This is a genomic window from Legionella norrlandica (assembly GCF_000770585.1).
GTDB classification, from domain to species: Bacteria; Pseudomonadota; Gammaproteobacteria; order Legionellales; family Legionellaceae; genus Legionella; species Legionella norrlandica.
Window position 1 is genome coordinate 1 of record NZ_JNCF01000091.1, and the last position, 8704, is coordinate 8704.

Consider the following 8704-nt stretch of genomic DNA (forward strand, 5'->3'; position numbering starts at 1 on the left):
CACAGACACCATCGATGCAAGTAACTGATGATGCGCCGGAGAAACCCCATCTGATGCGAATATTGAGTTGCTGCCATTGCTGAGCATATTCACTGATAGTATATTTGAAATACGGAGAATGATTCCCTGATTCAACTTCTGCTAATTTTTTGAAAAGCCACTCCTGGTTAAGTACGGTATCATCGTCGCTATCTATCAAGTTTTGAGTAAACAATAATGATTTTAATTCAGCGCCAATTTGTCGTTTTAATCGAACCATATTTAATCTCAATCGTGTGACACTCCGCTTTTCTTCTTGTTCACAACTGGGTACAAAAACTCCGCGTAATCTACCTACTGATAATTGGGTAGCAATTTTTAATGCATCTCGTTTATCAGTTTTTACCCGGTTTCTCGATGAGACCTCAATAGAACCTGGGGGCACAACAATATTATCGATACCATTTGCTATTAAATAACGATGTAAGCAAAATCCAGAAAAACCAGCTTCATAAGCAGTTTTTATTGATGCAGCGCTTCCAAATGTGTTTTTCAAATAATTCAATAATAACTGATGGTCAGCTGGCATAGTATCGCGTTTTACAACTTCCTTTTCACTGAAAAATAACAACGCTTAAGAAATCGTGGTGCATAACTGCCATCGATAAGGGCATGAACTCCTTCAACTAACCAATCATCTAATTCTCGTGCTAAAAAATGAATGTCGTGGTTATGGTGAACTCAATTGCTCAAGCTGCGGAAGCAGACTGGATGTATGAAACGCCTAAAATTGATGACGTCGTTAGCACGGTATCTGTGAGTCTTGATGGTACTTGTGTGCTCATGGTCAATGAAGGTTGGCGAGAAGCCATGACAGGAACAATTACCTTGTATAATAAGATTGGAGAGAGGTTGCATACTATTTATTTAGGGGCAGCCCCAGAATATAGCAAGGCGAACTTTTTGGAGCGTCTTGAGCGAGAGGCGTACCGCATTAAATTACAATACCCTAATGCAACCTATGTGGGTATTGCTGATGGTGCACGAATGAATTGGGATTTTTTAGAGCGCAGATAAAATATGGCATCCCGGCGATAAGCGTGAACAGTTCCTACCTACTCAGTAACCCTACGCCAAGTAGTACCTGTTGCTCCATCTTCCAATTCTATGCCCTTTTTCAATAAATCAGCTCTAATCTGATCGGCTTTCGCCCAATTACGTTCTGTACGTGCTTGAATACGCTCAGCGATTAGTTGCTCTATAGCAATTTTTTCTTCATCTAGCAAACCAGATTGTAGAAACGACTCTGGGTTTTCCTGCAAAATTCCAAGAATACCTGCAAGATGTTTTAAAGTATTAGCCAAAACTGGTGAGCTGCTTTTATTGATTTCATGAGTTAATTGGAAAAGAACAGATAAGGCGACTGGAGTATTAAAATCATCATTCATGGCTTGATTAAATTGTTCTTGCCAATAATTATCCAGTTGGCTGTCTCCTGCTTGTAATGGAACCTCCTTAATAGCCTGATAAAGCCTAGTTAAAGCCTTTTTCGTGTTTAATAAATTTTCTTCTGAGTAATTTAGAGGCTCCGATAATGGCTACTCAAAAGAAAATAGCGTATTACCTCTGGATGATGATCTTTTAATACATCAGCAATAGTATAAAAATTTCCTACTGATTTTGCCATTTTTTCGCCATTCACTTGCAACATCCCGACATGTAACCAATAATTGGCAAAATGTTTACCAGTTGCCGCTTCACTTTGAGCAATTTCATTTTCATGATGTGGGAATTGCAAATCCAATCCACCTCCATGAATGTCGAATTGTTCACCTAATTCATGCATGGCCATAGCAGAACATTCAATGTGCCAACCAGGCCTCCCTTCTCCCCAGGGTGAAGGCCAACTAGGTTCACCTGGTTTTGCTTTTTTCCACAATACAAAATCCAGTGGCGAGCGTTTTTCCTTGACAATTTCAATACGGGACCCCGAAACCAGGCCTTCTATGTCTTTATGAGATAATTTACCATACTTGGGAAAGGTACTTACTTCATAACATACATCACCATTATCACTGAGATAGGCATTACCATTATCAAGCAAGCGCTGAATTAAACGAATTATGGTTCCTATATGTCCTGTTGCTCTTGGCTCAAGATCGGGCGGCAAAATATTTAAAGCCTGGGTATCTTTGTTCATGGCATCGATGTATTGAGTAGTCAATGCATCGATGGATACTCCTCTTTCTGAAGCGCGAGCAATAATCTTATCATCTATATCAGTGATATTTCGGACATAAGTAACATCAAATCCTTGTGAGCGCAAATAGCGAACGATAACATCGAATGCAACCATAGAACGGGCATGCCCTAAATGACAATGGTCATACACAGTAATCCCGCAGACATACATTCCTATCTTTCCAGGGTTTAGTGGAATAAATAGTTCTTTTGTTCTGGTTAAAGAATTATATAAATACAACATCTCTGCCCCTTAATTCACTTTACCCCAAGTGTCTTTCAAATCCACTACCCGATGAAAAGCTTGAACATGCCCATCAACTACCTTATTGACACAATAATAGCCTAAACGTTCAAATTGAAATACTTCACCCTCCTGCTGTTCAGCCATTGATGGCTCGCATAATGCATTGAGAGTTCGTAAAGAGTCGTGATTCAGGAACTGGAAATAATCATCCTCCCGAGCAGGATTAGGATCTGTAAACAATCTGTCGTATTGATAAATAGTGACTGGATAAGCATGAGCAGAAGATACCCAATGTATCACTCCTTTTATTTTACGATCTTCAGGATTTTTGCCTAAGGTATTTTTATCGTAAGTGCAATGCAATTCGGTTATGTTTCCTTGAGCATCATGAATGACCTTTTCACACTTGATGACATAAGCATTTCGTAACCGCACTTCAGCACCAGGAGACAATCGGAAGTATTTTTTAGGAGGATCCTCCATAAAATCAGACTTCTCAATATAAATTTCTCTGGAGAAAGGTAACCGCCTCTTCATTGATGATTCAGTAGTTTGTGGGTAGAAAGGAGCTTCTATCTGTTCTACTTTATCTTCAGGATAATTCAAAATAACTACTTTTAAAGGATCCATAACACATAGGGCACGTTTTGCTGTTTTATTAAATTCGGCACGAACGCATTCTTCCAATACAGTCATATCAATGACTGAATCACTCCGTGATATACCAATTATTTCGCAAAACTGTCGAATTGCAGCAGGAGGATACCCTCGTTTACGCATTCCACGCAAAGTCGGCAGTCGAGGATCATCCCACCCTGAGACTATTTTTTTTTCAACCAATTCACGCAGCTTACGTTTGCTGGTGACCGTATGAGACAAATTCAATCGAGCAAACTCAGTTTGCACTGGTCTTGCTGGCAAAGGCAAATTATCAACCAACCAGTCATAAAGAGGCCTATGATCCTGAAACTCCAGAGTACAGAGGGAATGGGTAATTTTTTCCAAGGCGTCTGAAATAGGGTGGGCATAATCATACATAGGATATATGCACCATTCATTTCCTGTACGTTGATGGTAGGCATGACGTATACGATATAAAACCGGATCACGCATATTCAAATTGCCTGATTTCATATCTATTTTTGCTCTTAATACATGCGTTCCATCAGCAAACTCACCTGCTTTCATACGAGCAAACAAGTCAAGACTTTCCTCTATAGGCCTGTTCCTATAAGGACTTTCACGGCCAGGTTCTTGTAAGGTGCCCCGATAAGCTCGAATATCCTCCATACTTAAGCTGTCCACGTAAGCCATATCTTTTTTAATAAGATAAATGGCAAGCTCATAAAGCTCATGATAGTAGTCAGAGGAATGAGTCATGGCACACCATTCGAATCCCAACCAACGAACATCTTCAATAATTGCGTTGACGTATTCTTCCTCTTCTTTTATTGGGTTTGTATCATCAAATCGTAAAAAACATTTCCCATTAAACTCTTCAGCCAAACCAAAATTCAAACAAATAGACTTGGCATGCCCAATATGAAGATAACCATTAGGCTCCGGAGGAAAACGAGTCACTATGGATTGATGTTTCCCACTCGCCAAATCATCTACGATTAACTGTCTAATAAAATGCGCTCGTTTTTCAGTTTGCTCTATCATGTTTTACTTCCAATATTATCAATTGCCTGCCTCATGGAGCTCAGTAAAGCCGCTCCCGCTTGCAGAGAGTCTTTCTTAGTCTCATAAGCTTCAATGATTTTGTTAATTAACGCTGCTCCAACAATAACTCCATCAGCAAATTCAGCGACTTCAGCAGCCATTTCAGGTGTTTTTATTCCAAAGCCAACCATTAAAGGCAATTTGGTTTGAGCCTTTCTTCTTAAATATTGCTCTTTTAAGGCTGATAATTGAAGTGCATCAGACCCTGTCACGCCTTTTAACGATACGTAATAGAGATAACCATTAGCATGTTCGTTAATAAAATGCATTCTTTCATCGGAAGTAGTCGGTGAGCATAAATAAATGCTATATAAACCATGCTTTTGCCAAACACGAGAAATTCCATCGGCTTCTTCGGGAGGCAAATCAACTAAAATGGTCCCATCCACCCCGGCTTCTATTGCCTTTTGTGCAAACAGATCATAACCATACTGCTCTATGGGGTTTAAATAACCCATGACAACCACAGGCGTCTCGATATCCTCTTTACGAAACTCCCTAACCATATTTAGTACATCATCACAATGAATGGAATGAGATAAAGCTCTTTCCATAGCACGCTGTATGACCGGACCTTCTGCCATAGGATCGGAAAATGGTATCCCCAACTCCAATATATCTGCTCCACCCTTCACTAATTGATGCATCAAACCGACTGTCAGATCAGGATGAGGATCTCCTGCAGTAATATAAGGGCTCAGCATTTTTTTTCCACTGGCTTTCAAATTTGCCAGAGTCTTATCAATTCGATTCATATTGTGCCTGAATAAATTTATCAAAATTAAATTGTTATATCATCAATAGCCGCTACTGTGTGCATATCCTTATCACCACGCCCAGATAAATTCACTATGATGCTTTGATTAGTAGACATTGTTTTTGCCAATTGCATAGCATAAGCTATGGCATGGCTGGATTCCAACGCTGGGATAATTCCTTCGATACGAGTTAATGTACGGAAGGCATCCAAAGCTTCAGAATCATTTATTGCTTTATAGATAACCCGCCCCGTATCCTTTAAATAAGCATGTTCAGGTCCTACACCAGGATAATCAAGACCTGCTGATACGGAATAGGTGTCTTTCACCTGTCCATACTCATCACAAAGCAAATAGGTGCGATTACCATGAAGTACCCCAGGTTTTCCAGTAAGTAAAGAAGCTGAATGCTCCCCAGTTTCCAATCCCTTACCCCCTGCCTCAATGCCATAAATCGCTACCGATTGATCATTTAAGAATGGATAAAATAGTCCTATGGCATTCGAGCCACCGCCAACGCAAGCCACCAAAGCATCTGGCAAACGTCCTGTTTTCTCTAGGTGCTGGGATCGAGCTTCAATTCCTATAACCGTCTGAAAATCTCTAACCATTTGAGGATATGGGTGAGGACCAGCAACAGTTCCAATAATATAAAAAGTATCATCCACATTGCCAACCCAATCCCTCATTGCTTCATTTAAAGCATCTTTCAGAGTTTTTGATCCAGAAGTAACAGGGACTACCTCAGCACCAATAATTTCATCCTGTAAACATTGCTGGATTGGCGTTTAATATCCTCTGAGCCATATACACTACGCACTGAAACCCAAACTTAGCTGCCACTGTCGCCGTGGCAACCCCGTGTTGACCTGCTCCTGTTTCAGCAATTACTCGGGTTTTTCCCATTCGCTTAGCAAGTAAGGCTTGCCCAACGGTATTATTAATTTTATGAGCCCCAGTGTGGTTTAAATCCTCACGTTTCAGATAAATTTGTGCCCCACCAATTTTTTTACTTAAGCGCTCGGCATGATATAAGGGGTTAGGTCTCCCTACATAGTCCTTTAGTTCAAACTGTAACTCAGCAAGAAAATCTGGATCTTTGCGATATGTAGCATAAGCATGCTCTAATTGCTTTAAAGCATGAACCAAGGTATCCGCCACAAACATACCACCATATGGGCCAAAATGCCCAGATTCATCTGGAAGCTCTTTTTTACTCATACTATCCCCATATTGCCTTTATAAATCGGCTCATTTTTAAATGATCTTTTACTCCAGGTAAGGCCTCAACACCACTACAGACATCAACCGCATAAGGATGGCATGCCTTTATTGCCTCCAAAACATTAGATTCATTCAGGCCACCAGCTAATACATAAGGTTTAGGTAAATCCCGAGGAATAACCCTCCAGTCAAAAGTTAATCCAGTCCCACCTTTGGCCTTATTTGATGGTGTATCTAATAATAGAGCTCTTGCCTCAATAAATTCAGTGACAGACTGTTGTATTTGCATCGTTGTTTTAGGGTGAATAGCCTTGATAAACGGTTTATTAAATTGTTTACAGAACTCTGGAGATTCCTCACCATGAAATTGTAATAGCTGGACAGGAATTTCATCAATGATCTGTCGAACAAACGATTGCTCGGGATTTACCAACACTGCCACAATATCAACAAATGCAGGTATATTATTGACTAAGATCTTGGCTTTTTCCAGCGATACATTACGCGTGCTTTTTGGGTAAAATATCAAGCCAATAGCATCAACTCCCAGATGAATCGCATATTCGATATCATCTGGACGAGTCATACCACACATTTTTATTCGTATGCGAGATGGTTCAACTATTTCTCCCAAAGAAATAAAGGACCTGGGTTACCTTGAAACACACCAAATTCCTGAGGATAAGCAACCTGCACTAAATAAAGCCCATAGGAAGGTGCTGTCTCCGCACCTAATTTCCTATCCCTTGCTCCTAAAACATCATTCACCCAGGTAACAGGATATTTCCCTGAGCCAACAGCAATAAGTACACCAGCTATATTTCGCACCATATGATGTAAAAAAGCATTAGCTGTAATGTCAATGACCACTAAATCACCATGTCGTGTCACTTGCAATTGATGAACATTACGCATTGGTGTGTTTGACTGGCATTCGACAGATCGAAACGAAGTAAAATCTTTCTCACCTATCAGGTATTGTGCACCTTGATGCATTAAACGATGGTCTAATTGGCGATACTGCCATGTCACATTACTGCGCAATAATCCTGGCCGGATTGTGCCGTTGTAAATAATATAGCGATACCTTCGGCTAATCGCTGAATACCTGGCATGGAAGCTTTCTGGCATCTCTTTACCCCATTTAACACAAATATCTTTAGGTAAAAATGAGTTAGCCCCATGTATCCAGGCTCGTATGGTACGCTCTTTCCCACAATCAAAATGAATAATCTGATTAGTGGCGTGAACTCCTGTATCAGTCCTTCCTGCGCAAACAACAGAAATAGGACAATCTGCGACTTTCGATAGCGCAAATTCAACAGCTTGTTGAACTGTGTGCAAACCTGATTGAGCTTGCCAACCATGATATTGACTACCATCGTATTCGACCACTAAGGCAATACGCATTCAATTTTCCTGCATAAAAGGGTCAATTTATAACACCCTTTTTATTTTGTCTATACCTATGCTGCTTAGAGAGCATTTTTTAGAGAATTAACCTCTTCTTACCATTTCAGTAGTGCAATTCAGGATGATTTTGGTAAAAATTGCATTTAGAACGAGTGCAAAGTCATTTATTGGGTATCAGTATATTTTGCAAATGGCAAATTTCAATTGAAAAGAAATCAATATATGTATAATCAACAAAATTGGAAATGTTTTGCTAAAAAAATCTTATTGAATTTGTGCGAATAGGGATTTTAGGAAAAAAGCAGTTTTCTTTTTCTGGGAACTCATTTAATCAATAAAGACAAACCCTATTTATCTTTTAAAAATTCCAGAAGCTTTGTGGCTTCTTCTTTTTGCTCTGAACTTCCATGCTCCATCACTTCATCCAGGGAGTCTCTTGCTGTCTCTATATCCCCCATACTGATATAAGTTTTTGCCAAATCTAATAAGGTATCTAATGCTTTTTTACTCTTTAATGGATTAGAAGTTCGATTATTTTCACTGGGCTCTGACTTAAATATTTTTATATCTGGCTTCTTATCAGTGATAATATTCTTTTGAGTTTTTTCATCTCCAAGTGGTCCAATAGGAAATTTCTTTGTCTCCAATTTACCACTTGGATCTTCCCCTGTATCGACTTTAGATCTTGGTTCAACACTTTCAATTTCAAAATCTAAAATAACATCCTCTTTCTTTTTAGCTGACTCTTTTGGTTCTTGAGAATTAAGATCGAAAGGAAGAACAAAATCCAATCCCTTATCAGGGTCAACCTCTGCTGTTGACTTATCTGCCTGAGATTTAGTCTTATCTTTAATTAATTCATATAAACCTGGTTCAAACTCTAGTGCTTCGAGAGATTCAGGCTCTTTGTTTTCTTGAATTTCATCCTTATGCAGTCTAGGGCTAACTTTGGTTTCTGTAATTGCTCTATTCCCTTCAGGTTTATCCAGATCAATAAATTCAAGCATCATTTGATCCTCTTTCTGAACCTCAAGTTCTTTCTGAACCTCAAGTTCTTTCTGAACCTCAGGCTCTTTCTGAACCTCAGGCTCTTTCTGAATTTCAGACTCTTTCTGAA

At 39.5% G+C, this 8704-nt stretch carries 6 protein-coding genes and 3 pseudogenes; 1 reads left to right on the plus strand and 8 read right to left on the minus strand.

Annotated elements, in window-relative coordinates; all coding sequences use genetic code 11:
• Positions 1-568 (minus strand): IS110 family transposase (locus tag OK13_RS14015; protein ID WP_152571704.1); only part of this gene is annotated, 568 nt, incomplete at its 3' end.
• Positions 569-699: 131 nt separating this feature from the next.
• Here OK13_RS14015 and OK13_RS13080 point away from each other — a divergent pair.
• Positions 700-1050, plus strand: a pseudogene (locus OK13_RS13080) (ISKra4 family transposase); the annotation flags it as partial.
• 44 nt (positions 1051-1094) lie between these two features.
• On the opposite strand, the pseudogene cysS reads toward OK13_RS13080, so the two are convergent.
• The 7 genes and pseudogenes from cysS to OK13_RS13115 all read right to left on the minus strand — a co-directional run.
• Positions 1095-2464: pseudogene (gene cysS / locus OK13_RS13085) on the minus strand (cysteine--tRNA ligase).
• A gap of 9 nt (positions 2465-2473) precedes the next feature.
• Positions 2474-4132, minus strand: a complete 1659-nt coding sequence (locus tag OK13_RS13090) for a glutamine--tRNA ligase/YqeY domain fusion protein (protein ID WP_035891489.1) — start codon at positions 4130-4132, stop codon at positions 2474-2476.
• Entirely contained in the window at positions 4129-4947 is an 819-nt protein-coding gene (gene trpA, locus OK13_RS13095) for a tryptophan synthase subunit alpha (RefSeq protein WP_035891491.1), read from the minus strand. The genes OK13_RS13090 and trpA overlap by 4 nt, the downstream gene beginning before the upstream one ends.
• Before the next feature lie 26 nt (positions 4948-4973).
• Positions 4974-6171, minus strand: a pseudogene (gene trpB, locus OK13_RS13100) (tryptophan synthase subunit beta).
• Position 6172: 1 nt separating this feature from the next.
• Positions 6173-6799, minus strand: coding sequence for a phosphoribosylanthranilate isomerase (locus OK13_RS13105; RefSeq protein WP_277619312.1), 627 nt, complete (start codon positions 6797-6799; stop codon positions 6173-6175).
• Positions 6796-7584, minus strand: a complete 789-nt coding sequence (gene truA, locus OK13_RS13110) for a tRNA pseudouridine(38-40) synthase TruA (RefSeq protein ID WP_035891493.1) — start codon at positions 7582-7584, stop codon at positions 6796-6798. Before truA ends, OK13_RS13105 begins: the two co-directional genes overlap by 4 nt.
• 350 nt (positions 7585-7934) lie before the next feature.
• The coding region (locus tag OK13_RS13115; RefSeq protein ID WP_035891496.1) for a FimV C-terminal domain-containing protein at positions 7935-8704 on the minus strand (770 nt) is incomplete at its 5' end.

Coding starts and splice junctions, on each gene's coding strand:
- trpA (WP_035891491.1), bottom strand. CDS start 4,947: ATGAATCGAATTGATAAGACTCTGGCAAATTTGAAAGCCAGTGGAAAA.
- OK13_RS13090 (WP_035891489.1), bottom strand. CDS start 4,132: ATGATAGAGCAAACTGAAAAACGAGCGCATTTTATTAGACAGTTAATC.
- truA (WP_035891493.1), bottom strand. CDS start 7,584: ATGCGTATTGCCTTAGTGGTCGAATACGATGGTAGTCAATATCATGGT.